Source organism: Bradyrhizobium sp. SZCCHNS1050 (genome assembly GCF_032484785.1).
Lineage (GTDB): Bacteria > Pseudomonadota > Alphaproteobacteria > Rhizobiales > Xanthobacteraceae > Bradyrhizobium.
The window spans coordinates 3,663,394-3,687,395 of sequence record NZ_JAUETR010000001.1 but is presented as its reverse complement, the minus strand read 5'-3'; the positions used below and the strand labels follow the sequence as shown (position 1 = coordinate 3,687,395).

At 66.2% G+C, this 24,002-nt stretch carries 24 protein-coding genes; 7 read left to right on the top strand and 17 right to left on the bottom strand.

The window, feature by feature from the left end; all coding sequences use genetic code 11:
* Positions 1-90 precede the first annotated feature (90 nt).
* The 3 genes from QX094_RS16655 to QX094_RS16645 form a co-directional block, all read right to left on the bottom strand.
* A complete protein-coding gene (locus QX094_RS16655) occupies positions 91-462 on the bottom strand; it encodes a CsbD family protein (RefSeq protein WP_315713875.1) in 372 nt (123 codons plus the stop codon).
* Positions 463-536: 74 nt separating this feature from the next.
* Entirely contained in the window at positions 537-1,271 is a 735-nt protein-coding gene (locus QX094_RS16650) for an SDR family oxidoreductase (protein WP_316188043.1), read from the bottom strand.
* A gap of 121 nt (positions 1,272-1,392) precedes the next feature.
* Positions 1,393-2,535 (bottom strand): PQQ-dependent sugar dehydrogenase, encoded by a 1,143-nt coding sequence (locus tag QX094_RS16645; protein ID WP_316188042.1) that lies wholly within the window; start codon positions 2,533-2,535, stop codon positions 1,393-1,395.
* Positions 2,536-2,671: 136 nt separating this feature from the next.
* Here QX094_RS16645 and QX094_RS16640 point away from each other — a divergent pair, with 136 nt between their 5' ends.
* Positions 2,672-3,451 (top strand): SDR family NAD(P)-dependent oxidoreductase, encoded by a 780-nt coding sequence (locus QX094_RS16640; protein ID WP_315713872.1) that lies wholly within the window; start codon positions 2,672-2,674, stop codon positions 3,449-3,451.
* A gap of 136 nt (positions 3,452-3,587) precedes the next feature.
* Complete coding sequence (locus QX094_RS16635; protein ID WP_316188041.1) at positions 3,588-4,475, top strand: TauD/TfdA family dioxygenase; 888 nt, start codon at positions 3,588-3,590, stop codon at positions 4,473-4,475.
* A gap of 237 nt (positions 4,476-4,712) precedes the next feature.
* Here the strand turns inward: QX094_RS16635 and QX094_RS16630 are convergent, their stop codons facing one another.
* The gene (locus QX094_RS16630; RefSeq protein WP_315713870.1) at positions 4,713-5,363 is read right to left on the bottom strand and encodes a YqgE/AlgH family protein; all 651 of its coding nucleotides are present in this window, start codon (positions 5,361-5,363) and stop codon (positions 4,713-4,715) included.
* A 136-nt stretch (positions 5,364-5,499) separates the two neighbouring features.
* Here QX094_RS16630 and QX094_RS16625 point away from each other — a divergent pair, with 136 nt between their 5' ends.
* From QX094_RS16625 to QX094_RS16615, 3 genes are all read left to right on the top strand, one after another.
* A complete protein-coding gene (locus tag QX094_RS16625) occupies positions 5,500-6,339 on the top strand; it encodes a protein-disulfide reductase DsbD domain-containing protein (RefSeq protein WP_315713869.1) in 840 nt (279 codons plus the stop codon).
* Positions 6,340-6,451: 112 nt separating this feature from the next.
* Complete coding sequence (locus QX094_RS16620) at positions 6,452-7,828, top strand: lipopolysaccharide biosynthesis protein (RefSeq protein ID WP_316188040.1); 1,377 nt, start codon at positions 6,452-6,454, stop codon at positions 7,826-7,828.
* A 175-nt stretch (positions 7,829-8,003) separates the two neighbouring features.
* Positions 8,004-8,663 (top strand): L,D-transpeptidase, encoded by a 660-nt coding sequence (locus QX094_RS16615; protein WP_316188039.1) that lies wholly within the window; start codon positions 8,004-8,006, stop codon positions 8,661-8,663.
* A 14-nt stretch (positions 8,664-8,677) separates the two neighbouring features.
* Here the strand turns inward: QX094_RS16615 and QX094_RS16610 are convergent, their stop codons facing one another.
* The 13 genes from QX094_RS16610 to cysG form a co-directional block, all read right to left on the bottom strand.
* Positions 8,678-8,929, bottom strand: a complete 252-nt coding sequence (locus QX094_RS16610; protein ID WP_315713865.1) for a SemiSWEET transporter — start codon at positions 8,927-8,929, stop codon at positions 8,678-8,680.
* Between the two features lie 113 nt (positions 8,930-9,042).
* The gene (locus QX094_RS16605; protein ID WP_172134430.1) at positions 9,043-9,834 is read right to left on the bottom strand and encodes a 3-hydroxybutyrate dehydrogenase; all 792 of its coding nucleotides are present in this window, start codon (positions 9,832-9,834) and stop codon (positions 9,043-9,045) included.
* 4 nt (positions 9,835-9,838) lie between these two features.
* The gene (locus QX094_RS16600; RefSeq protein WP_316159343.1) at positions 9,839-11,014 is read right to left on the bottom strand and encodes a patatin-like phospholipase family protein; all 1,176 of its coding nucleotides are present in this window, start codon (positions 11,012-11,014) and stop codon (positions 9,839-9,841) included.
* A 140-nt stretch (positions 11,015-11,154) separates the two neighbouring features.
* A complete protein-coding gene (locus tag QX094_RS16595) occupies positions 11,155-11,670 on the bottom strand; it encodes a CAP domain-containing protein (protein WP_315714371.1) in 516 nt (171 codons plus the stop codon).
* A 362-nt stretch (positions 11,671-12,032) separates the two neighbouring features.
* The gene (locus tag QX094_RS16590) at positions 12,033-13,070 is read right to left on the bottom strand and encodes a sulfate ABC transporter ATP-binding protein (protein WP_316188038.1); all 1,038 of its coding nucleotides are present in this window, start codon (positions 13,068-13,070) and stop codon (positions 12,033-12,035) included.
* Positions 13,060-13,968 (bottom strand): sulfate ABC transporter permease subunit CysW, encoded by a 909-nt coding sequence (gene cysW / locus QX094_RS16585; protein ID WP_316165794.1) that lies wholly within the window; start codon positions 13,966-13,968, stop codon positions 13,060-13,062. Before cysW ends, QX094_RS16590 begins: the two co-directional genes overlap by 11 nt.
* Positions 13,969-13,976: 8 nt before the next feature.
* Positions 13,977-14,813, bottom strand: coding sequence for a sulfate ABC transporter permease subunit CysT (gene cysT, locus QX094_RS16580; protein ID WP_315713861.1), 837 nt, complete (start codon positions 14,811-14,813; stop codon positions 13,977-13,979).
* A 207-nt stretch (positions 14,814-15,020) separates the two neighbouring features.
* Positions 15,021-16,013 (bottom strand): sulfate ABC transporter substrate-binding protein, encoded by a 993-nt coding sequence (locus QX094_RS16575; protein ID WP_316188037.1) that lies wholly within the window; start codon positions 16,011-16,013, stop codon positions 15,021-15,023.
* A gap of 211 nt (positions 16,014-16,224) precedes the next feature.
* Entirely contained in the window at positions 16,225-16,950 is a 726-nt protein-coding gene (locus QX094_RS16570) for a phosphoadenylyl-sulfate reductase (protein ID WP_315713860.1), read from the bottom strand.
* The gene (locus QX094_RS16565; RefSeq protein ID WP_316188036.1) at positions 16,947-17,465 is read right to left on the bottom strand and encodes a DUF934 domain-containing protein; all 519 of its coding nucleotides are present in this window, start codon (positions 17,463-17,465) and stop codon (positions 16,947-16,949) included. Before QX094_RS16565 ends, QX094_RS16570 begins: the two co-directional genes overlap by 4 nt.
* On the bottom strand, positions 17,452-19,107 hold the full coding sequence (locus QX094_RS16560; RefSeq protein ID WP_315826004.1) for a nitrite/sulfite reductase: 1,656 nt from the start codon (positions 19,105-19,107) through the stop codon (positions 17,452-17,454). Before QX094_RS16560 ends, QX094_RS16565 begins: the two co-directional genes overlap by 14 nt.
* A 9-nt stretch (positions 19,108-19,116) precedes the next feature.
* A complete protein-coding gene (locus tag QX094_RS16555) occupies positions 19,117-19,431 on the bottom strand; it encodes a DUF2849 domain-containing protein (protein ID WP_316188035.1) in 315 nt (104 codons plus the stop codon).
* Positions 19,432-20,862, bottom strand: a complete 1,431-nt coding sequence (gene cysG, locus QX094_RS16550; RefSeq protein WP_316188034.1) for a siroheme synthase CysG — start codon at positions 20,860-20,862, stop codon at positions 19,432-19,434.
* 204 nt (positions 20,863-21,066) lie between these two features.
* Here cysG and cysD point away from each other — a divergent pair, with 204 nt between their 5' ends.
* On the top strand, positions 21,067-21,891 hold the full coding sequence (gene cysD / locus QX094_RS16545) for a sulfate adenylyltransferase subunit CysD (RefSeq protein WP_315826002.1): 825 nt from the start codon (positions 21,067-21,069) through the stop codon (positions 21,889-21,891).
* 14 nt (positions 21,892-21,905) lie between these two features.
* Positions 21,906-23,822, top strand: a complete 1,917-nt coding sequence (gene cysC, locus QX094_RS16540) for an adenylyl-sulfate kinase (RefSeq protein WP_316169494.1) — start codon at positions 21,906-21,908, stop codon at positions 23,820-23,822.
* Positions 23,823-24,002 lie beyond the last annotated feature (180 nt).

The window sequence follows — 24,002 nt, the reverse complement described above, 5'->3', positions numbered from 1 at the left end:
TCCGGACCAAGGCGCCAATGACAAACCGGCCCGCATTCGAGAGCGAATGCGGGCCGATTGTCATCTGATCGTCAGCGGGTCTTGGCGGGCTCAGTAGCGCCAGCGCTGCGGCGGCTGCGGCCGGCTCGGCGAGCGCATCAGCATCGCCAGCAGGAAGCCGATGCCGCCGGCGACCAGCAGCGCGCCCATCGGATTGTCCTGAACCCGCTTGGTCAGCGCCTGCGTGCCGTCACGCAGCGTCTCGGAGCCGTTGCCGAACGTATCCTTGGCGAAATCCATCGCCGCATCGCCAGCCTCGCGCGCCGCGTCCTTGGCCTGGCCATACATGTTCTGCACGACGCCCGAGGCCTCGCGTGCACGCCCCGACGCCTGCGTGCTCTTGTCGCCCAACATCTCGCCGACGCCGCCTTCGATCTTGCCTGCGACATCCTTGGCCGTACCGGTCAGCCGATCCTGATCCATTGCCGCTCTCCTTCTCTGCATTGTGCGGGATTGCTGGCCTGCTAACCGGCCAGCACGGCGCAGGTTCCGGATGACTACAAAATCAGGCCGCCGTCGACGACGAGGGTCTGGCCGATGATGTAGGACGACAGCGGCGAGGCCAGGAACAGCGCCGCACCGGCCATGTCCTGCGGCGTCCCCAGCCGCCGCAGCGGAATGCGCTGCAGCGCGCCCTCGAGGCGCTTCGGATTGGCGGTCGTCACCTTGGTCATCTTGGTGTCGACGAGCCCGGGCGCGATCCCGTTGACGCGAATGCCATCTTCCGCCCACGCCTCCGCCAGGGTTCGCGTCAATCCCATCGCGCCGGTCTTCGAGGCGTTGTAGGCCGGATTGCCCATGGTCGAATGATAGGCGGCGGTCGACGAGACGATGATGAGCGCGCCTCCGGCATCGCGCAGCAGGTCGTGAAATTTCGTCGCACAGGCCATCAGGCTGATGAGGTTGACCTCGACCACCTTGCGAAAGCCCTCCATGGCGAATTCGCCGCGCCGGTACAATACCGCGCCCTGCGCCAGCACCAGCACATCGAGCCGATCGAGCCGCGGCGCGAAGCTCTCGATCGCGCCGGGATCGCTCACATCGAGCTGATAGTAGTTCACCCCTGCGAGATCGGAGCCCTCACCTTCGGCATAATCGGCGGCGCTCGCCCGCGTGCCGCTGACGTCGACGCGCGCGCCCTGCGCGCGAAACGCCTGCGCGATGCCGTTGCCGATGCCGCTCGATCCGCCAATCACCAGCACCGAGCGTCCCGTGAAATCGAGCGCGTTCATCTCCCCACTCCTTCTCTTGTTGTTTGTCGGATGGTGTGGGGATCGGCGCAGGCCCTGTCAACGGCATCGCGGGCTGTGGCGACCCCGGCATCGGCGCCTTCGCATCAATGCTGCTGCGCAGCTACTTCATCGGTGTCAGCCGCAGCAGGCGGCCGGGCGAGTCGTCCTCGATGACCCAGACGGCGCCGTCCGGCGCCACGGCGACGTCGCGGATGCGCTCGCCCATGTCCCAGCGCTCGGCCTCGTCAGGCTGACCATCGGCCCGGAAGGCAACGCGGACCAGCGCGTGCACCCGCAAGCCTCCGATCAGCGCCGATCCCTTCCATTGCGGAAACATCGGACCATCATAGAAGACCAGGCCGGCCGGCGCGATCACAGGATCCCAATAGAGCGGCGGCGGCGCGAGGTCGGGCCGCGTCGCATGCCGCAGGATCGGCGTGCCGTTGTAATTGTCGCCGTTCGACACCAGCGGCCAGCCGTAGTTCTTGCCCGGCTCGATCAAGTTCAGTTCGTCGCCGCCGCGCGGTCCCATCTCGTGCAGCCAGAGCTTGCCATCTGATGCGAAGGCGAGCCCGTAGGGATTGCGGTGGCCGGTGGTCCACGTCTGGGCCGGCACGCCCTTGTCCTCGGCCATGGGATTGTCCGACGGAGTCGCGCCGTCGAGATCGAGCCTGAGCACCTTGCCGCGCGCCTGCCGTGGATCCTGGGCGCTGTTCGGCTGCATGCGGTCGCCGACGGTCAGGAACAGATGCGTTCCCGACGGATCGAACGCGATGATGCCGCCGGGCTGACCGCCGCCGCCGGCGGGCGTCTGGCGCCAGATGACGGTGGGGTCGGTCAGCGTGGCGTTGTCATTCGAAACCGACAACACGGCACGGGTCAGGACGAGCCGGCTGCCCTCGCTGCTCGGCTCGGTGTAGGTGAGACAGATTTGCGACGTCGTCGCGAAGCTCGGCGACACCGCAATGTCCAGGAGGCCGTTCTGTCCGCGCGCCGCGACGGCGGGCACGTTGCCGATCTGGATCTTCTGCCCACCTTGCGTGACGAGAAAGATCCGGCCCGGCTTCTCCGTGACCAGCATCCGCCCATCCGGCAGGAAGGCGATGGCCCAGGGCGTATCGAACTCGGCAACGCTCCGCGCCTCGAACGGGCGCACGGCGCTTGCCTTGCGATCGCCGGCATTGATGCTCTCGGCTCGCGCAGCCGTGGTCGCAACGAGTCCCATCACCAATGCCAGGCGCATGAAGGTCGTGGAGAGCACCATGATCACTCCGGTTTGTTGATTTGTGTCGTCGGCAACGAGAATTCGGCCATGCCGGATCGGTGCCTACCGAATGCGTCCGATCAGTGATAATCCCGACGGCGAGCATGCGATCCGCATTTTTCCGTGAGCCGCAAATATGCACCAGCACAGGCAACTCAGCCGCTCGGTCAAGGGATTGACCGTCCTGATCACCGGCGCAGCGTCGGGGATGGGGCGCGCGACCGCGCGCGTGTTCGCCGATGAAGGCGCCAGGGTCGCAGTCACCGATGTCGATGAGGACGCGGCCCGCGCGGTGGCGGCAGACATCGAGGCCAGCGGCGGAACGGCGCGCGCCTGGCGGCTCGACCTCGTCGACCGCAACGCCATCGCGGCCGTCGTCGGCGATGCTGCGACGCATTTCGGGGGGCTCGACGTCATCGTCAACAATGCCGGCATCTCGGTGCATGTCGCGATCGACGACGAAGCCTACGACGAGGCCTGGGCAAGAGGGCTTGCCATCATGCTGACGGCGCAGCAGCGCGTCATCCGTGCCGCGCTGCCGCATCTGCGCCGCTCTAACAGCCCGCGCATCGTCAACATCGCTTCGACCGAGGCGCTCGGCGCAACCGCGCGGCACAGCGCCTATTCGGCTGCAAAGGCCGGGGTGACCGGATTGACGCGCTCGCTCGCGGTCGAGCTCGGCCGCGATCGCATCACCGTCAACTGCATCTGTCCGGGCCCGATCACCACGGCGATGACCGCGCGCATTCCCGACGAGCAGAAGGCGGTCTACGCGCGGCGCCGCACCGCGCTTGGCCGCTATGGCGATCCCGAAGAAGTCGCGCACATGACCTTGAGCCTGTGCCTGCCGGCCGCCTCGTTCCTCACCGGAGCGGTGATCCCGGTGGACGGCGGGCTGATGGCCCGCAATGCATGACGTCTGACGCGCCGGCATGACAGCCGTGCAGGCGGCGATCCGCGCCTTGCGTTGACTTCGCGCATCGCCGGCGTAGCCTCTTCCTTCAGAAGAAGCGGACAGGTGTCCGCCCTGATGAGGACGCGAGGAGGACATCATGGCGATCGCCATCCGGCAGTTGCATCCGCATTTCGTCGGCGAAGTGTCCGGTGTCGATCTGCGCAAGCCTCTCGCTGGGGACGAGGTCGCGCAGTTGCAGGCCGCGATCGATCACTACGCCGTTCTCGTATTTCACGATCAGGACGTCACCGACGAGCAGCAGCTCGCCTTCGCGCTCAGCTTCGGCGACCGCGAGCAGGCGCGCGGCGGCACCGTCACCAAGAAGGAGGATTACCGCCTCACCACCGGCCTCAACGACGTCTCCAATCTCGGCAAGGATGGCAAGCCGCTGCCATCAGACCATCGCACGCATCTGTTCAATCTCGGCAACTGCCTGTGGCACTCCGACAGCTCGTTCCGGCCGATCCCGGCGAAATACTCGATCCTCTCGGCGCGGATCGTGAACCCGAAGGGCGGCAACACCGAATTCGCCGACATGCGCGCCGCCTATGACGCGCTCGACCAGGAGACCAAGGCCGAGATCGAGGATCTCGTCTGCGAACATTCGCTGATGTATTCGCGCGGCGCGCTCGGCTTCCTCGACTACACCGACGAGGAGAAGGAGATGTTCAAGCCGGTCAGGCAGCGGCTGGTCCGCACTCATCCTGCCCATGGCCGCAAGTCGCTCTATCTGTCATCGCATGCCGGCGCCATCATCGGCATGAGCATGCCGGAAGGCCGGCTGCTGCTGCGCGACCTCACCGAGCATGCCACGCGGCCCGAGTTCGTCTACGTCCACAAATGGACGCTGCACGACCTGATCATGTGGGACAACAGGCAGACCATGCATCGCGTGCGTCGCTACGATCAGTCGCAACCGCGCGACATGCGCCGCGCCACGGTGGCCGGCACCGAACCGACGGTCGCGCAGCAGGCGGCGGAGTAGTTCTGCCTTCAGCAGAGATGCGCGGCCTCATCCCTCTCCATGTCGTCATTGCGAGGAGCGAAGCGCAGAGGCAATCCAGACAGCATCCGCGGTGGACATTCTGGATTGCTTCCGCCTACGCTCTCCAAGCTTCGGCGGACAAGTCGCTGCGCTCGCAATGACGGCGGAGAGGCAGAGCGCCCCATTGAGCCTTCTCTGATCCCAGCGAGCACGGGAGCTCCAACCGGACGATAAGGCCTATGCGTGCCCGGCGGCGTTGGACAGCATGCCGGGATCAATGCCGATCTTGCGCAGCGCGAGATCGTATTTGGCGTCGACATTGTCGCCGAAGATCAGCTCCGGATCGGCGTCGCAATGCAGCCAGCCATTGTCCTGGATCTCTTCCTCCAACTGGCCGGCGCGCCAGCCGGCATAGCCGAGGGCGAGGATGGCGTGCTTCGGACCGTCGCCCTTGGCGATCGCCTTGAGGATGTCGATCGTCGTCGTCAGGCAGACGCCGTCGTTGATCTTCAAGGTCGCGTTGGCGATGAAGTAGTCGCTCGAATGCAGCACGAAGCCGCGCCCGGTATCGACCGGGCCGCCGCTCAGCACCTTCATCGTCTCGGCGCTGTCGGGCAGGCTGATCTGATCGCTCTTCTCGATGATATTCAGTTGCATCAGGAGCTGAGGGAAGTCGATGCTGCCCGCCGGCCGGTTCACCATGATACCCATGGCGCCCTCGGCCGAGTGCGCGCAGAGATAGATCACCGAGCGCTCGAAACGGGAATCGCCCATCACGGGCATCGCAACCAGCAGCTGACCGTCGAGGTAACCACCGTGAGAGGTGTGATCCCCGATCCCTGTCACTTTGCGGCGAATGTCGCCCAGCCTTTTTGCCTCAGGATTCATCCGCAAGGACTCTCATGATCATCGATATCCTGATATTGGGATGCGCATCTGTCAATCAAGGTTCAGGTCCTCGCGAGGAAATCTGCTCACAAGCATTTCAATGGTTTGCGCCCGAACCGCACTCTAAAGACGTCTCATGTCCGCCTTGGTTCCTCACCACTCTGCCACACTGCTCGTCGCGACCGTCGTATCATCCTGCCTTGCGTTCGGCGCGCAGGCGCAGGATTCCTCGCCCTGGCAGCGCGACAGCCACTCCGCGGTGCGCCTGCTCGCGGGCTCGCGCAGCGGTCCGGTCATGCTGGGCGGCATCGCCTTCGCGCTGCAGCCGGGATGGAAGACCTATTGGCGAACGCCCGGCGATTCTGGCGTGCCGCCGCGGTTCGACTTTTCCAAGTCGGAGAACGTCGAAGCGGTGACGGTTCTGTGGCCCGCGCCGACAAAGTTCGATGACGGCGCCGGCGGACACTCGCTCGGCTATCATGATCAGGTCGTGCTGCCGCTGCGCATCGTCGCCAAGAACCCCGACAAGCCGATGACCCTGCGCGCCGACGTCAGCTACGCGGTCTGCGAGAAGATCTGCATTCCCGTCGAAGCAAAGGCCGAGCTCGCCTTCACCAGCGTCGCCAGCACCGAGGATACGGCGCTCTCGGCGGCCCTCGACACGGTGCCGAAGCCGGCCACTGTCGGCGACGCCATTCCCTTGACGATCCGCGACGTCAAGCGCGACGGCCCGAAGGACGTCGTCGTCGACGTCGCCGTCGCCGATCCGCGCGGTGTCCAGCTCTATGTCGAGGGGCCGACGCCTGACTGGGCACTGCCGATCCCGACCGTGCGCGACAGCGGCATGCCGGGCATCAAGCGCTTCGCCTTCGAGCTCGACGGCGTTCCGCCGGGCGTGAAGCCGGACGGCGCGGCCCTGAAATTCACGCTGGTCGGCCCCGACAAGTCTTACGAGTTCAACTTCACTCTGCCGTGACGGCGGTAGCGCCGCGCGACCGACGCGGCGCCGGCCCAACTCAATCTTAACGTTGCGTTGATAGGGAAGCACCATCGCCGCCATCCGCGCGGCCGTGGAGCCGGACCCCGCCGTGGCCGTGATGGATGCCCGCAACGCCCCCGCATCGACCGGCCTCGCGGCCCGCCTGAAGGCGCGCCTGGCCGCGCTCGGCGGCAGCGGCGAGGCATCGCTGACGCGCCGCCTGGCTGGCACCATCTTCCTGATCCGCGTGCTCAGCGCGGGCCTCGCCTATCTCAGCCAGATCCTGCTCGCGCGCTGGATGGGTGGCTCGGACTACGGCACCTATGTCTATGTCTGGACCTGGGTGCTGCTGCTCGGCAGCATGCTGGATGTCGGCATCGCCTCCTCGGCGCAGAAGATCATTCCGGACTACCGCACCTCGGGCCAGCAGGCGCTGCTGCGCGGCTTCCTCTCCGGCGGACGCTGGCTGACGCTGGCGACGTCCACCGCTGCGGCGCTGCTGCTCGCCGGCCTGATCGCGCTGCTGTCGCCCTGGATCGACGCCGGCGAGCGCATGCCGCTCTACATCGGCTGCCTCACCTTGCCAGCCTTCGTCGTCGCCAACACCCAGGACGGCATCGCCCGCTCGCACGACTGGATGACGCTCGGCCTGATGCCGCAATTCATCATCCGCCAGACGCTGATCATCGGCTTCACGGCAGGCGCCTTCGTGCTCGGCCTCGATCTCGGCGCCACCGCTGCGATGGCCGCGAGCGCGGCCGCAGTGTGGCTTGCGATGCTCGGCCAGATGCTGGTGCTGAACAACCGGCTCCGCGGCCACGTCGAGCCAGGTCCCAAACAATATGATCTCCGCGGCTGGCTCGCGATCTCGCTGCCGATCCTCTTGGTCGAGAGCTTCTATCTGCTGCTGTCCTACACCGACGTGCTGGTGCTGCAGCAATTCCGCTCTTCCGAGGAGGTCGGCATCTATTTCGCGGTGGTGAAGACGCTCGCGCTGGTGTCGTTCATCCACTACGCGATGTCGGCGACGACGGCGCATCGCTTCGCCGAATACCACGCGCTCGGCGACAAGGCGCGGCTGTCGGCCTATGTCGCGCATGCGATCAAGTGGACGTTCTGGCCCTCGCTCGCGGCGACGCTGGTGCTGCTCGCGCTCGGCAAGCCGCTGCTGTTTCTGTTCGGCGCGCAGTTCACCGCCGGCTACGACATCATGTTCATCGCCGCAATCGGGCTCGTCGTACGCGCCGCGATCGGACCGGTGGAGCGGCTGCTCAACATGCTGGGCCAGCAGCGCGCCTGCGCCATGGCCTATGCGGCGGCCTTCGTCATGAACCTCGTGCTCTGCATCCTGCTGGTGCCGCAGTTCGGCGGCCACGGCGCCGCGGCGGCGACCTCGCTGTCGCTGGCCTTCGAGACCGTGCTGTTGTTCCGGATCGTCAAGCAGCGGCTCGGGCTGCATGTCCTCGCCTTCGGCAAGGCATCTTGAGGAAACCATATTGACGCATCTGTTGCGTCATCTTGGCCTCGCCTTGGCGGAACTGCGAGCGTCGTGCCGCCACGCCTCGTCTCGCCCGGCGATCACGCAAGTGTTGGGTGCAACGCCTTGATATTGGCGCGATCCTCCGGGCACATGATTTGAATGCGCGCTGGGGGAGAATGAGATGTCGAGACTGGGGGTCGCACTATCGCTGGCCGGAACCGTGATGCTGGCCGGCTGCATGGAAGCGACGCTGTCGCCGACGTCAGACGCGGCGTTGACGCCCCGCGACCGTCAGTTGCTGGCGCACGCGCCCTATGCCGAGGCGCAGATCCCGCAACAGTTCCAGCGCCACATCGTCGACTACACCCGGCAGGAACAGCCGGGCACGATCGTCGTCGATACCGATGCGCGCTTCCTGTACTACGTGCTGCCCGACCGCAAGGCGATCCGCTACGGCGTCGCCGTCGGCGAAGAGGCGATGGCCTTCTCCGGCGTCGCCACCGTCGGCAAGCTCGCGGAATGGCCGGACTGGGTTCCCACCGCCGACATCCAGGCGCGCCTCGGGCCGTATCCGAAGCGCGTCGCCGGCGGCCCGGCGAATCCGCTCGGCGCCCGCGCCATCTATCTGTACGAGGGCAACAAGGACACCCTGTACCGCATCCACGGCACCAACCAGCCCGAATATATCGGCCAGGCGATCTCGTCGGGCTGCATCCGCATGACCAATACCGACGTCGCCGACCTCTACAACCACGTCCAGCTCGGATCGACCGTGGTCGTGCTGCCGCCGGGCCAGAGCGTCGCGTCCACCACCGCCAACGTGTTCGCCCGCCGCAGCTGATCGGCTGAGGTTTCCTAGCCGTAGCGCAGCTTCAGGCCGAGGATCGCCGCCACCAGGCCGAGCGTGATCGCGTTGGCGACGACCAGCGGCAGGTCGCTGATCAACGCGCCGTAGAGCAGCCACATCGAGTTGCCGGTGGTCTGCAGAACGAACATGCCCATCGAGATGTCATGGGTCGAGCGCGACCGCCAGGCCTTGATGACCTGCGGCAGGAACGAGCTCGTGGTGCAGATGGCGGCGCCGAGGCCGATGATGGTGGTGAGCAAGGTCGAGGGTCCGTGCGCTGGTCGTGGAAACGCACGCTTGTAGAATGGACCGCGCCGAAGCGAAACCCGCCCCGGCGCGAAACTGGTGCCTTGTTCAGCGCTCCCTGCGATCGTTACGCCGCCGTCCAACCGCCGTCGATCGAGAGGTTGGTGCCGGTGATCTGCGCCGCATCGTCGCCGCACAGGAACAGCGCCAGCGCCGCGACCTGCTCGGAGGTCACGAACTCCTTGGTCGGCTGCGCCGCGAGCAGCACGTCGTTGATGACCTGTTCCTTGGTGAGGTTGCGCGCCTTCATCGTGTCGGGGATCTGCTTCTCGACCAGCGGCGTCCAGACATAGCCCGGCGAGATGCAGTTGCAGGTGATCTTGAAGGTCGCGAGTTCGAGCGCCACGGTCTTGGTGAGGCCGGCGATGCCGTGCTTGGCCGAGACATAGGCCGACTTGAACGGCGAGGCGACCAGCGAATGCGCGGACGCCGTGTTGATGATGCGGCCCCAGCCGCGCTTCTTCATGCCGGGCACGGCGGCACGGATGCCGTAGAACGCGGACGACAGGTTGATCGCGATGATCTGCTCCCACTTCTCCGGCGGGAAGTCTTCGACCGGCGAGACGAACTGGATGCCGGCATTGTTGACGAGGATGTCGACCGAGCCGAACGTGGTCTCGCCGAGCGCGATCATGCCGGCGATCTCGGCCGGCTTGCTCATGTCGGCCGGCGAGTGCACGGCCTTGACCTTGAAGTCGCTCTCGATCGCCGCACGCTCCTTCTCGATGTCGGCTGGCGCGCCGAAACCGTTGAGCACGATGTTCGCGCCGGCGGACGCGAAGGCGCGCGCATAGGCCAGCCCGATGCCGCTGGTCGAGCCGGTCACGACCGCGGTCTTGCCCTTCAGATTCGTCGTCATTGCTTCACTCCTTCTTGGCGGCAGCGAGACTGCCGTCCTGCGTGAGATCGTAGGTGACCATGGTCTCGCCGGACTGCGGCCGCTCCAGCCAGTCCTTGTGGCGCATCGACTGGTGGACATCGCGCACGCCCGCTTCCCAATGCTCGACCATCGCGACATGGGAAAAATCGTAGTCCTTGGAGGACGTCTCGTAGTTCTTGCTGCGATAGATCAGGTGCACCACCGTGACGGTGTTTTCCTGCGCCGCCTTGCACAGGATCTCAAGCGAGGGATCGTTGCGCAGCTCGTCGGGCAGCTTGGCATAGAGCTCGCGCAGCGCCTTGCGCGTGTTGTGGATCATGCGGTTCTTGTCGGTGTTCATCCGCGTCCGGCTGGAATAGCGGATGTCCTTCTCGCGCTCGGCGGCCTCCAGCAGCGTCCGCGGCAGATCGCCGCGCGCGGAGAACAGATCGACCTGGAAGATCAGCAGATCACGATCGGTCTCGGTATCGAGCACGTAGTCCAGCGGCGTGTTGGAGGCGATGCCGCCGTCCCAATAGTGCTCGCCGTCGATCTCGACCGGCGGGAAGCCGGGCGGCAGCGCGCCCGACGCCATGATGTGCTCGGGCCCGATCCGCTTGCCCTGCTTCCTGAATTCGACATTGTCGAAATAGGTGAAGTTGCCGGTGGTGACGCCGACGGCTCCGACGGAGAGCCGCGTCTTCAGATCGTTGATGCGGTCGAAATCGACCAGCCGTTCCAGGGTCCGCTTGAGCGGCGCGGTGTCGTAATAGCTGACCGATTGCAGCGTGCCTGACGGCCACAGGGGCGCCGGTGGGAAGCGCGGCGTGAAGAAGCCGGGCACGCCGAACGCCGCGATCAGCCCGGCGCTGACTTCGTTGAAGGCCGAGCGGTGATGATCGCCATTGAGCAGCGGCTTCCACGGCACCGGCGACGACACCATCTCCCAAAATTCCTTGAGACGGCCAATGCGTTTCTCCCGGTCGTTGCCGGCGATGATCGCGGCATTGATGGCGCCGATCGAGATACCGGCGACCCATTCCGGTTCGAAATCGAAATGGCACAGTGCCTGATAGGCGCCGGCCTGATAGGAGCCGAGCGCGCCGCCGCCCTGCAGGACGAGCACGCGTTGCGATTCGGCGGGGGTTGCAGGCAGCGGGGGAAATGGATGTTGCGTCATTATCACGGTCATTAGCAAAGCAAGGCGCCACCGTGGCGTCACTTCGCGGTGACGTCAATCCACCCCAAGGGCTAGGCCGGCCTGACTCGCGCGCGAGCCATGCGCACGCGGCCTGCGCAGGGCGGCGGCAGCCCAGCCTGTCAGGAGGGCTTCTTGCCGTCCGGCGCGGCCAGGATCATGGTCCAGAACACTTTGTACTTGGTGTTCGGAGCATAGCTCGCTGCGATGCCTATTTTTGTGACACCGCTCTTGAGCATGTTGGCGCGATGCGGCGGCGAGTCACGCCAGCCGGAAAACGCTTCCGCCAGCGTATGATAACCGGCCGACACGTTCTCGACCGCGACGACAGCGTCATAGCCGGCACCCGTCAGGCGCTTCGCCAGCGGGGCGCGCACGTCATGATCGAGCTTGTTCTTGTCGGCCATCGCCTGCGACTGCGATTCCGCCAGCCGCATCAGCTCGGGATCGACCTCGACCGTGCCGAGCCCGTTGTTCTGGCGGTATTGCGAGATCATCGTCGCCGCAGCCACCGCATCGAGCTTGGCGCCCGCGACCGCCATATCGGCATACATGGTCGGCGCCTGCACGACCGGCGTCTCGGCCGCACAGCCGGCGAGCAGGAATGCAATGGAGAGAGCGAGAGCCAAACGCTTCAATGAACCAATCCCTATGCCGATGCGAGAGGCGGGTTGTTGCACATCAACCGTGGCTGAAAGGTGAATCGGCGGTAAGTTCCGTCGCGACAATTGCGGCCATTCCTGCCGGCAACCGTTCGTCAACCATAGGAGCAGTTCGGTCAAGCCAGGAACGGCACGACGCCCTCGGTGTCGTCCTGGCCTTGAGCCGGACCTTACTCCGCAGCGGTCGTGGTGAGACCCGATGCCGCTCCGGCGTGCCTCAAGCAAGCTTCACGGCGTATGGGTCCCGGATCAGCGCCCGCCAACGCTTTCGCGTTGCCGGGCTTGTCCGGGACGACACCGCATGTTTGGCAGAGAGCCGGGACGAGCCCGAGCAGCCCCTACCCGGCCGCGAAAATCCGATAATGCCGCGGCTTCAGGCCGATGCGGTCGCCGATCCGGAGCTCGCGGTCGCGGGGGGCGTCGATCTCGATGGTCGAGCCTTCAGTCAGCGCGATCTCGGCGCGCTGCACCGGGCCGAAGCTGCGGACGTGGGTGACGGCGCCGTGCAGCGTGCCGCTGTCCGCCGGACCGATCAACATGTCGTGCCGGCGCACGAACAAGGTCGAGGCGCCCGCGGCCACGCCCCCTGCAGCCAGGTCCAGCGGCCGCCCGTTGAGATGTACCGCGCCGCCGGCGATCTCGACCGGCAGCATGATCGACTCGCCGATGAAGCCGTGCACGAACGCGGTCGCCGGGCTGTCATAGACGTCGCTGGGCGAGCCGACCTGCTCGATGCGGCCCTTGTCCATCACCACGACGCGGTGCGCGACCTCGAGTGCCTCCTCCTGATCATGCGTCACGAAGATCGAGGTGACGTTGATCGAGTGATGCAGGGTGCGCAGCCATTGCCGCAGCTCCTTGCGCACCTTGGCGTCGAGCGCGCCGAACGGCTCGTCGAGCAGGAGGATGCGCGGCTGGATGGCGAGTGCGCGCGCCAGCGCGATGCGCTGGCGCTGGCCGCCGGAGAGCTGGCTCGGATAGCGATCGGCGAGCCAGTCGAGCTGGACGAGGTCGAGCAGCTCCTTCACGCGCGCGCGGATCTCAGCCTCGCTCTTGCGGATGCGGCGCGGCTGCACGCGCAGGCCAAAGGCGACGTTCTCGAACACGTTCATGTGCCGGAACAGCGCGTAGTGCTGAAACACGAAGCCGACGTGACGCTCGCGCGCGCCGCGATCGAGCGCGCTCTCGCCGTCGAACAGGATCTCGCCAGAATCGGGCCACTCCAGCCCGGCGATGATCCGCAGCAAGGTCGTCTTGCCCGACCCGGACGGGCCCAGCAGCGCCAGCAATTCGCCGTCGGCGACCTTGAGATCGACGCCGTCGAGCGCCTTGAACGTGCCGAACGTCTTGACGACACCCCTGACTTCAATGGTCACGCGGACCTCCCTCATCGAGTTGCCGTTCGAGGACGGTTTTGACGACCAGCGTGATCAGCGCGAGCATCGCCAAGAGCGAGGCGATCGCGAACGAGGCGACCATCTGGTATTCGTTGTAGAGGATCTCGACCAGCAGCGGCATCGTATTGGTCTCGCCGCGGATATGGCCGGACACGACCGAGACGGCGCCGAACTCGCCCATCGCGCGCGCGTTGCAGAGCAGCACGCCATACAGCACGCCCCATTTGATGTTCGGCAGGGTGACGCGGAAGAACGTCTGCAGGCCGGACGCGCCGAGCGAGATCGCCGCCTCCTCCTCCTGCGTGCCCTGCTCCTGCATCAGCGGGATCAGTGCGCGCGCCACGAACGGGAAGGTCACGAACACGGTCGCCAACGCGATGCCGGGAAAGGCGAACAGGATCTGCAGGCCATGGCTCTGCATCCACGGGCCGAAGAACCCCTGCGCGCCGAACAGCAGCACGAACACGAGGCCCGATATCACCGGGCTCACCGAGAACGGCAGATCGATCAGGGTGATCAGGAACGTCTTGCCCGGAAAGTCGAACTTGGCGATCGCCCAGGCGGCGCACAGGCCGAACACGAGATTGGTTCCGACCGAGACCAGCGCCACCAGCAGCGTCAGGCGGATCGCGGCCCACGCCTCGGCGTCGGCAAGCGCGGTGAAATAGGCCGCGATGCCCTTGCCGAACGCTTCCACGAACACGACGATCAGCGGCAGCACCACGAACACCGACAGGAACGCCAACGCCAGCGTCGTGATGACGATGCGGACCAGGCGCGGCTCGGTGCGCGGATCGGGGCGGCCGGCCTGCGCGACGTGCGGGCTGGCCGCGGACGATGCCACGGATGGCGCCTGCAGGGTCATCTCCACGCTCATGTCGGGTCCTAGTTCAAGGGCGCCCGGCTCTGCGCCCAGCGCTGCAACCGGTTCACGGCAAAGATGATGAGGAACGCCACGACCAGCATCACCACCGCAATCGCGGTGGCATCGGCGTAGCGGAATTCGGACAGCCGGATCACGATCAGCAGCGGCGCGATCTCGGAGACGTTCGGCAGATTGCCGGCGATGAAGATCACCGATCCGTACTCGCCGACCGCGCGCGCAAAGGCGAGTGCGAAGCCCGTGAGCAGCGCCGGCGTCAGGCTCGGCAGGATCACGCGGGCCACGATCTGCCAGCGCCCGGCGCCGAGGCTCGCCGCCGCCTCCTCGATCTCCGGATCGAGATCGATCAGCACCGGCTGCACGGTGCGGACGACAAAGGGGATGCCGATGAAGATCATCGCAACGAAGATGCCCAGCGGCGTGAACGCCACCTTGATGCCCATTGCGGCGAGCGGCGCGCCGAGCCAGCCCTTCTGTGCGAACAGCGCCGTCAGCGCCACGCCCGCCACCGCCGTCGGCAGCGCGAACGGCACGTCGACGATGGCGTCGAACAGGCGGCGCCCGGGAAAGCGGTAGCGCACCAGCGCCCAGACGACGATGGTGCCCATCACCAGATTGACGCAGGCGGCGGCGAAGGCGAGCCCGAACGAGATCTTCAGCGCGCTCAAGGTGCGACGGCTGGTGACGATGCCCCAGAACTGCTCCAGGCTGAGATCGGTCGAGCGAACGAACAGTCCCGCCAGTGGAATCAGGACGATCAGCGACAGCCAGGTCAGCGTCAGCCCCATGGTGAGACCAAAGCCTGGCAAGGTGCTGCGACGTGGTGCAAGTACGTTCAAAAAAAGGCCTGGTCCGTTGATGATCGGTGTCGATGGGCTTGAATCGATTGTGGTGTCCGGCCGCCGCCCCCAGCCTCGTCTCGGCAATCGAGACCGGGGACCGCGTCTCATGCGCGATATCGCAGATCGCCGCAACGCCAGCTTCTTGCCTTGTTGTCTCGAAGCCGTATCAGATCGGCGGTCACCAACTTGTTCCTTCTGATTCGATCAATTCTTGTAGATTTGATCGAAGATTCCGCCTTCCGCAAAATGGTCCTTCTGGGCCTTGGTCCAGCCGCCGAACACCTCGTCGATGGTGAACAGCTCGACCTTGGCGAAGGCAGCCTCGTACTTCTTGGCCACCTCGGGATCACGCGGACGGTAGGAGTTGCGTGCGGCAATTTCCTGACCTTCCTTTGTATACCAGTATTTCAGGTAGGATTCAGCCACACTTCGCGTGCCCTTTTTGTCGGCCACCGAGTCGACCACCGCAACTGGCGGTTCGGCCAGGATCGACAGCTGCGGCGCGACGATCTCGAACTTGTCCTTGCCGAACTCACGCAGGGCCAGATGCGCCTCGTTCTCCCAGGCGAGCAGGACGTCGCCGACACCGCGCTCCACGAAGGTCACGGTGGCGCCGCGGGCGCCGGTGTCGAGCACAGGGACGTGCTGATAGAGGTCGCCGACGAACTGCTTGGCCTTGTCGGCCGAGCCGAACTTCTTCAGCGCATAGCCCCAGGCAGCCAGATAGTTCCAGCGCGCGCCGCCGGATGTCTTCGGATTGGGCGTGATGACGTCGACGCCCTTCTTGAGCAGGTCGTCCCAGTCCCTGATGCCCTTGGGATTGCCTTTGCGCACCAGGAAAACGATGGTCGAGGTGTAGGGCGAGGCATTCTGCGGCAGTCGCTTTTGCCATTCCTTGTCGAGCAGACCCTTGCCCGCGATCGCGTCGATGTCATAGGCGAGCGCCAGGGTCACGACGTCGGCCTGCAGCCCGTCGATGACGCTGCGGGCCTGTGCGCCGGAGCCGCCATGCGACTGCTTGACCTCGACGCTCTTGCCGGTCTCCTTCTGGTAGGCGGCTGAAAACGCCTTGTTGAACTCGACGTAGAGCTCGCGGGTCGGGTCATAGGAGACGTTGAGCAGACTGATGTCCGCGGCGTAGGCCGATCCTGCCCATGCCAGGCCTGCGACCGCAGCCAGAAGACGTCGCATCTTCATCCAAGCTCTCCGTTCCATTCACCGCCCGCAATGTTGCAGGCGCGCACTGCAGATCGCCAAATGTTCACGTCGGAGTCAACGGAACCGGATTTTCTTGTTTCCGGCCGGACATAGGCATTTTGCTACGAAGCGCTCGGCGTTGGGATAGCTGTTCTTGCCGCGGCACAATGTCGTCATGGGCTGCCAGGTCAGCCGGCCGGTGAGTTTCGAACTACACCTTCGAGGTCGCGATCGTGTGGATGCCGCATTCGGTCTTGTCACGGCCGCGCCAACGGCCGGCCCGCTCGTCCTCGCCGGAGTCGGCGCGGCTTGTGCAGGGCATGCATCCGATCGAACGGAAGCCGGCGGCGACCAGCGGATGCTGCGGCAGATTGGCAGAGCGGTAGATCGCCGCGATCTCCTCGCGGGTCACATTGGCGAACGGATTGAATTTCACCCGCACGCCGTCCTGCTCGACGACCGGGATCGCCGCCCGCAAGCCGCCCTGGAAACGCTTGCGGCCGTTGATCCAGGCGGCGAACGGCGCCAGCGCGCGTGCCAGCGGCTCGACTTTGCGGATGCGGCAGCAGGCGTCGGGATCGGAGAACCACAGATCGTTGTCGGCGTCCTCGCGCTCGAGCGCGGCGGCGTCCGGCTTCATCGAGCGGACGTCTTGCAGGCCGAGGATCTCGATGAGCCGGTCGCGATAGGCCAGCGTCTCCGCGAACATGTGCCCGGTGTCGAGGAAGATCACCGGGATCGCCGGATCGACGTCGGACGTCACCTTCAGGAGCGCAGCCGACTCCGTTCCAAACGACGACACCACCGCCAGCCGCTCGCGACCGATCGCCGCGAGAGCAGCGGCAATGACCTCATGCGGCGCGGCCGTGCGCAGCGCGGCGTCGAGCGCCGCGACCGGGATCTCCGCAACGGAAGGCGATGCAGCCAGCGTGCTCACAGCCCGGCACTCTCCGAATGGCGCAGTTGCAGGCGCTGATGCAGCGCCGAGATCCGGCCGTCGCCGGTCGGCTGATAGAACACCGAATAGCGCTTCACGGTCTCGGTGAACGCCTCGGCATCGGCCTGCTTCTTGACGTCGAAGGCATCGAAGCCGGCGCGCAGCATGAACACGAACTGATCGCGCAGCACCTGCCCCGTCGCGCGCAGCTCGCCGCGGAAGCCATAGCGCTCGCGCAACAGGCGCGCCTGGGTATAAGCGCGGCCGTCGCGAAAACTCGGAAACACCAGCGCGACCAGCGCGAGCCGGTCGAGATACGGCACGAGATCGTCGACGTCGCGATTGTTCGGCCAGATCACGCCGAGCTTGCCACTGGAGCGGCTGACCAGCGCGTCGGGGCCGGCGAGAAAACGCGTCTCGGAGACGAGGATCGCGCCCTGCGCCGGCAGTTCGGCATCGTCGGTGAGGCGGACGAACGCGTCCGCGATGATGTGTCCGCCCTTAACGAGTGGCATAGACCCGCTCCCTGAATGGTTCGACCCCGAGCCGCTTCACCGTGTCGACGAACAGCTCCTCGGGGCTCGCGCGCAGCGCAAGATAGGCTTCGACGATGTCCTCGACGACATCGGCCACTTCGGCATAGGGCACCGCGGGTCCGATCAGGGTGCCGAGCACGGCGCCCTCGTCGGCGCGGCCGCCGATCGTGATCTGATAGAATTCCTCGTTGTTCTTCTCGACGCCGAGGATGCCGATATGGCCGACATGATGGTGGCCGCAGGCATTGATGCAGCCGGAGATGTTGATGTGCAGCCGGCCGATCAGGTTCGCCGTGTCGTGATTGGCGAAGCGGCGCGTGATCTCCTGCGCGATCGGGATCGAGCGCGCGTTCGCCAGCGAGCAGTAGTCCAGGCCCGGACAGGCGATGATGTCGGACACGAGGTTGACGTTGGGGATCGCGAGGCCAATGGCCTCGAGCGCCTTCCACACGGCCGGCAGGTCGCGCTTGCGGACGTGCGGCAGCGCCAGGTTCTGCTCATGCCCGACCCGGATCTCGCCGAACGAGTATTTGTCGGCGATGTCGGCCAGCGCATCCATCTGGTCGGCGGTCGCATCGCCAGGCGGCTTGCCGATCGGCTTCAGCGACACGGTCACGATGGCATAGCCCTGCACCTTGTGCGGGAAGACCGAGTTCTTGCGCCATGCCTCGAACTTCGGATCGTGCGCCGCCTGCTTCAGCTCCTCCGGCATGTGCGGCAGCGTCTCGTAGGCCGGATAGAAGAAGCGCGAGCGGATGTCCTCGATGATCCCCTGATCGAGCTTGAGCACGCCGTCGCGGATCTGCTGCCACTCCTCCTCGACCTCGGCGGCGAACTTCTCGATGCCGAGCTCATGCACCAGGATCTTGATGCGCGCCTTGTAGATGTTGTCGCGGCGGCCGTACTGGTTGTAGACGCGCAGGATCGCCTCGACATAGCTGAGGATGTCGTGGCCGTGGACGAACGGCTTGATGGTCTTGGCGATGAACGGCGTGCGGCCGAGGCCGCCGCCGACCAGCACCTCGAAGCCGGTTTCGCCCTGCTCGTTCTTCTTGAGACGCAGGCCGATGTCATGGATCTTGATCGCGGCGCGGTCGTGGTCGGACGCCGTGATCGCGATCTTGAACTTGCGCGGCAGGAACGAGAATTCCGGGTGAAGCGTCGTGAACTGGCGCAGCAGCTCCGCCCAGATCCTGGGATCCTCGACCTCGCCCGGCGCGACGCCCGCCCACTGATCCGAGGTGACGTTGCGCATGTTGTTGCCGGAGGTCTGCATCGACTGGATGCCGACCTCGGCGAGGTCGGCCATCGCATCCGGCAGCTCGGCGAGCTTGATCCAGTTGAACTGGATGTTCTGCCGCGTCGTGAAGTGACCGTAGCCGCGGTCGTAGCGGCGCGCGACATGGGCCAGCCGGCGGAGCTGGTTCGACGCCAGCGTGCCGTAGGGGATGGCGATGCGATACATGTAGGCGTGGAGCTGCAGATAGACGCCGTTCTGCAGCCGCAGCATCTTGAACTCGTCCTCGGACAATTCGCCCGACAGGCGCCGCTTCACCTGGTCGCGGAATTCGGCGACGCGCTCGTTGACCAAGGTACGGTCGATTTCGTCATAAGCGTACATGACAGGCCTTCAGACTTGAGCCGGGAGCGCGATGGAGGCGCCCGTGAGCCGGACGTGTTCGCGCATATTGCCGGGCTTGACCGCACCGTCGGCGCCCACCTCGACCGGCGCGATGTAGGGACCGATCGCACCGAGATCGTCGGCCACCGCTTCCGACAGCAGGGCGCGCGCCTCGTCGGCGGTGCGGACGATCGCCGCATCGGAGAGCTCATCCGACCAGCTCTTGGTGCCGGTGCGGTAGATCACCGCGCCATCCCAGGTCCGGTTCGCGGTGATGATCGAGGGCCCGGTGATCTTGATCTTCTGTTGCAGCGGGGAGGTCATTCAGACGGGTTCCAGGAGTTGTGCGATCACGCCACTGATAGTCTGCTGACGCCACGGCGCGGAGTGCGCCACGACGTCACCGATGATGAGGATGGCCGGACCGCCATCGATTTGGCCGACGAGATCCGGCAACTGATCGAGCGTGCCGACCGCCGCCTGCGCATCGGGGCGCGTCACCTTCGCGAACACACCGACCGGCGTCTGCGGCGAGCGGCCCGCCGCGAGGAGCCCTGCGCGCACCGCCGGCGCCGCGGTCATGCCCATGTAGACGACGACGGTCATCTTGGTGTCAGTCAGCGCCGACCAGTCGACCGCCTCGGCATCGCGCTCCTTGTGCGCGGTGAGGAAGGTGATGCGCAGCGCCTTGCTGCGGAAGGTCAGCGGCACCTCGAACTGCGCGGCGGCGCCGAGGCCGGCGGTGATGCCGGGCACGATCGTGTAGGACACGCCCGCCTTGCGCAGCGCATCGACCTCCTCGCCGCCACGGCCGAACACGTAGGAGTCGCCGCCTTTCAGCCTGACCGCGCGCTTGCCCTCGCGTGCCGCTTCGATCAGCAGCCTGTTCACAGCGTCCTGGCCAATGCCGGGCTTGCCGACGCGGCGGCCGACCGGCACGCGCGAGGCATCGCGGCGGATGCGGTCGAGAATCTCAGGCGTGACCAGCTCGTCGTAGAACACGACATCCGCGTCCTGCAGCGCGCGCAGCGCCTTGATCGTCAGCAGGTCGGGATCGCCGGGACCGGCGCCGACCAAGGTCACATGGCCGTTGCTGCGGCCGGCATGATCCGCGCCCGCAAACGCCGCGGGATCGGCAATGCCACGCAGCGCCGCCTCCGCTTCCTGCTTGCGGCCCGCCAGCACCAGCGCGCCGATCGGGCCGTCGACGATGCGCTCCCAGAAGCGGCGGCGCAGCGTCATCTCGGCGATCTGCGGGTTGACGGTCTTGCGGAAGTCGCCGATGAAGCTCGCGAGCTCGCCGATCCGCGCCGGCAGCAGCGCCTCGATGCGCTCGCGCACGCGGCGTGCCACGACGGGCGAGGAGCCGCCGGTGCCGATCGCCACCACCACGTCGCCGCGATCGACGATCGCCGGAAAGATGAAGCTGGAATGCGCGAGGTCATCCATGACGTTGACGGGCAGACCAACGCTGCGCGCCCGCGCCGACATCGCAACGCCGATGTCGGCAGCGCCCGCGCACAGCACGGCGATGACGCCAGTGAGATCGGCGCTCAGCGGGTCGCCTTCGGCGCGCTCGATCCGGCCGTGCTGATCGCGCAGACCCGCGAGATCGAAGTCGCCGTCGGTGGCGAACCAGCGAATCCGTGCGCCCGCGGACAGCAACACGCGAAGCTTGGCGCGCACGAGCTCGCCCGCGCCGATCAGCAGCACGGGGCCGGTCTTCAGATCGAGAAACACCGGCAGATATTGCATTGCGTTCTTCAGCTTCGGCACTTGGGGGTTGACTGGAATTATTTTCTATATAAGTGTCCCGCCCACGACGTAAAGAGAAAATTATTCCTTGGCTCCGCCATAGAATTTTCTCCCAGGCAGGCGATGGCTGATAGCATGCACATTCTCACAAACGACGTTTCCAGAGATCGGTTGCCCTCCTCCGAGATCGAGCAAGCATCTTCCATGCCGCGCGTCCTCAACGCCGCACCGACGATGGACCATCTCGACGAGCTGGAGGCGCAGAGCATCTACATCCTTCGCGAGGCCTTTGCACGGCTGAAGAAGCTGGCGCTGCTGTGGTCGCTGGGAAAAGATTCCAACGTGATGATCTGGCTGGCGCGCAAGGCGTTCTTCGGCCGGGTGCCGTTCCCCGCCATGCATGTCGATACGGCCAAGAAGTTTCCCGAGATGTACGCCTTCCGCGACACCTACGCGAAGGAATGGGGCCTCGATCTCAAGGTCGAGCCGTGCCCGCCGATCGATGCCGTCGATCCCACCCTGCCGCCCGCCGCACGCTCGGCTGCGCGCAAGACCGAGGGCCTGAAGATGGCGCTCGCCAAGCATGGCTTCGACGGCCTGATCGCGGGCATCCGCCGCGACGAGGAGGCGACGCGCGCCAAGGAGCGCGTGTTCTCGCCGCGCGGGGCCGAGGGCCATTGGGATGTGCGCGACCAGCCGCCGGAATTCTGGGATCACTTCAACGCCTCGCCGCCGCAGGGCGCTCACTTGCGCATCCATCCGATCCTGCATTGGACCGAGGCCGACATCTGGGCCTACACGGCGCGCGAGAACATTCCGATCATCCCGCTGTATCTGTCCAGGAACGGCAAGCGCTATCGCTCGCTCGGCGATCAGGACATCACCTTCCCGGTCGCGTCGAACGCCTCGAACATCCCCGAGATTCTCGCCGAACTCGAAAGCACCAAGGTGCCCGAGCGTGCCGGCCGCGCGCTCGACCACGAGACCGAGGACGCCTTCGAGCGGCTTCGCGTCGCCGGCTATCTGTGAGGGGGGACGAGGCGATGAACATGCGAGTCCCGTCAGCCGTCCCCGCCACGCCGAACGGCACCACCCGTCCGCAGGTCCGCATCGTGATCGTCGGCCATGTCGATCACGGCAAGTCGACCTTGGTCGGCCGTCTGCTGCATGAGACCGGCAGCCTGCCCGAGGGCAAGCTGGAGATGCTGCAGGCCGTCTCCGCCCGCCGCGGCATGCCGTTCGAATGGTCGTTCCTGCTCGACGCGCTGCAGACCGAGCGCGACCAGGGCATCACCATCGACACCACGCAGATCCGCTTCCGCACCAATGCGCGCGAGGTCGTGCTGATCGACGCGCCCGGCCACGCCGAATTCCTGCGCAACATGATCACCGGCGCCTCGCAGGCCGATGGCGCGGTGCTGATCATCGACGCGCTCGAAGGCGTGCGCGACCAGACCCGCCGCCACGGCTATCTCCTGCATCTGCTCGGCGTGAAGCAGGTCGCGGTCGTCGTCAACAAGATGGACCGCGTCGATTTCGGCGAAGACCGCTTCGACGCGATCAAGGCCGAGATCTCGGCGCATCTCGAAGGCCTTGGCGTCAAGCCGGTCGCCGTCATCCCGATCTCCGCGCGCGACGGCGACGGCGTCGCCGAGCTGACCTCGCGGATCGGCTGGTACGACGGCCCGACCGTGGTCGAGGCGCTCGACGGGCTGGAGCCGGCCAAGCCGCTGTCGAGCCTGCCGCTGCGCCTGCCGGTGCAGGCGATCTACAAGTTTGACGACCGCCGCATCGTCGCCGGCCGCGTCGAGGCCGGCGAGTTGCGCGCCGGCGACGAGATCGTGATCATGCCCGCCGGCAAGATCGCCAAGATCAGGACCGTCGAGGGCTGGCCGCAGACCCCGGTGACCACGGCGCAGGGTGCGGGCCGCTCGGTCGGCATCACGCTCGATCGCGAGCTGTTCATCGAACGCGGCGACGTCATCGCCCATGTCGGCCGCGAGCCGCAGGCGGCGCGCCGGCTGCATGCCCGCATCTTCTGGCTGCACGACCAGCCGCTGTCGAAAGGCGACAGCATCCTGGTCCGGCTCGGCACCCGCGAGGCGCGCGGCAGCGTCGTCGCGATCGCGAAGGCGGTCGACCCGGGCTCGCTGTCCAACGAAGAGAACGCATCGATCGCGCGCAACCATGTCGGCGAGATCGAGATCGCACTGACCCAGCCGGTCGCCGTCGATCCCTACACCGAGAATGCGCGCACCGGCCGTCTCGTCATCGAGGTGCAGGGCCGCATCGCCGGCGGCGGGCTGGTGCTGTCGATCGCCGCTGGCAAGCGCGCCGCACCGGTCGACATCATGCCGGTGGAATCGGCGCTGCAGCCGCAGGAGCGCGCCGACCGCTATCGCCACAAGGGCGCCGTCGTGTGGATGACCGGCCTGCCCGGCGCCGGCAAGTCGACCCTGGCGCGCGCGCTGGAGCGGCGGCTGTTCAGCCGCGGCGGCGCCCCGGTGCTGCTCGACGGCGACACCGTCCGTGCCGGCCTCAACAAGGATCTCGGCTTCACGCCGGAGGACCGCGCCGAGAACATCCGTCGCCTCGCTGAGGTCGCGACCCATCTCGCCCGCAACGGCCACATCGCGATCGTCGCCGCGGTATCGCCCGCGCGCGAGGACCGCGCGGCTGCGCGCCGCGTCGCCGGCGACCTGTTCCGTGAGGTCTACGTCGCGACGGCCGCCGAGATCTGCGAGAGCCGCGACCCCAAGGGCCACTACGCCAAGGCCCGCGCCGGCAATCTGCAGAACTTCACCGGCATCGGCACCGACTACGAGCCGCCGCTCGATGCGGAGCTGGTGATCGACACCGCGACGCGCGGGATTGCGGACGCCACCGACGAGCTCGAGGCGCTGCTGTCGCGGACATCCGTGCTGTTCGACGACATCGCCGATCTCGGCGCGAATATCTGACGTCTGCTTCCAGACTTGTCATGCACTCCGTCATTCCGGGGCAAGGCCGCAGGCCTTGAACCCGGAATCTCGACATTGCCTTGCGCTCAATCCCCAATCACTTCGAGATTCCGGGTTCGATCGTCGACGCACAGCCGCTTCACGGCTGCGCATTGCCGATCGCCCCGGAATGACGGTGAA